General features: G+C 72.7%; 1 protein-coding gene. It reads right to left on the bottom strand.

Features of this window, described 5'->3' with window-relative positions; translation table 11 throughout:
• Positions 1–250: 250 nt before the first annotated feature.
• Positions 251–1,063 (bottom strand): DUF4190 domain-containing protein, encoded by an 813-nt coding sequence (locus SPR02S_RS55990; protein WP_043258388.1) that lies wholly within the window; start codon positions 1,061–1,063, stop codon positions 251–253.
• Between the last annotated feature and the right edge of the window lie 186 nt (positions 1,064–1,249).

Genomic DNA, 1,249 nt, shown 5'->3' with positions numbered 1-1,249 from the left:
GCTCCCGTGGGTTGGCGGCTGCCGGCTCGTGGACCATCCCGGCCAGTTCCGCGCGGGGTTGCCGGGATGGTGATCCGGAGAAGTTGGGGCTGGGGCGGTCGCCTGTACCCCTAGTGCGGCGAAGGCTCGAAGAGGACGGGGCACTCAGGTGGGAGCGGTGCCCATGATCACGGGCGCGGGCACACCTGCGGCGGGGCTGCTGCGGTCCCGGATGCCGTGGGTGTGAGGTGGGGCTCCTGCCAGCGCGGGGTCAGGCCTGGGGCAGGACGGGTGCCGTCAGGCTGGGGGCGGAGTTGTAGAAGGGGTCGGTGTCCGAGGTGTCGGTGCTGTCACCGTGATTGATGGCGAACACGATGGTGGCGATCAACGCGGCGACCGTGAGGACCCCCAAGACGGTCCCGATGATGCCCGTGATCAGACCCGCCTGGGCCTGGCCGCGATTCGTGGCCTCGCCCCGGTCGGCCCGCTTCTTGCCCTTGACGCCGAGGATGATCGCGGTGATGCCGAGGCCCAGGGAGACGACGCCGTAGAAGCAGAACAGGCAGCAGGACAGGATGCCCAGCACCATCGCCGCGGTGCCCATGTTGTTCTGCGGGGCCATCGGCATACCGGGCCAGCCGTAGCCCTGCGGGTAGCCGGGGTAGCCGTAGCCGCCGGGCGCGCCCGGGCCACCCGGCATTCCGGGGCCGCCAGGCATGCCCGGTCCACCCGGCATTCCCGGGCCTCCGGGGGCGTTGGGCTGGCCGTAGCCCGGAGCGCCGTAGCTCGGGAGGCCCGGGGGTGTGCCGGGGGGACCGTAGCCAGGTGCGTTGGAAGGCGTGCCGGGTGCGGGTGGGGCGAAGCCGTCGGACGGCAGGGAGGTCACCGTGGCCTGGTTGTGCACGGACGGCGACTGCGGCGGAGGCTGCTGGTCCTGCGGAGCGGCCCACTGTCCGGGGGCCGGCTGCTGTCCGGGCGTGGGCTGCTGCGGCACGCTCTTCTCCAGCGACGGCTTGCTCTCCGGCGGCGCCCACGGGTCACTGTTCGCTCCCGCGCCGCCGTCCGGCTGTGTCTGGTCCCCCACGTCTCGTCCCCGTCCCCGTCAGTCGATCGTCAGACCGACCATGCTAGAGCGTCCCCGTGACGGCTCCGCCACCTGGGCGGGCACGGATGCCACCGGCATCACCGGACACCCCGCACCCGTGAGCGCGACCGCTCTGGAACGGGCCGGAATGGACCACGAGCCGGCAGCCGCCGACGAGACGGGAGC

It is taken from the genome of Streptomyces prunicolor NBRC 13075, assembly GCF_000367365.1.
In the GTDB taxonomy this organism is placed as follows: Bacteria; Actinomycetota; Actinomycetes; order Streptomycetales; family Streptomycetaceae; genus Streptomyces; species Streptomyces prunicolor.
The sequence above is the reverse complement of the archived record's forward strand: the minus strand, read 5'-3'. Positions and strand labels throughout refer to the sequence as shown.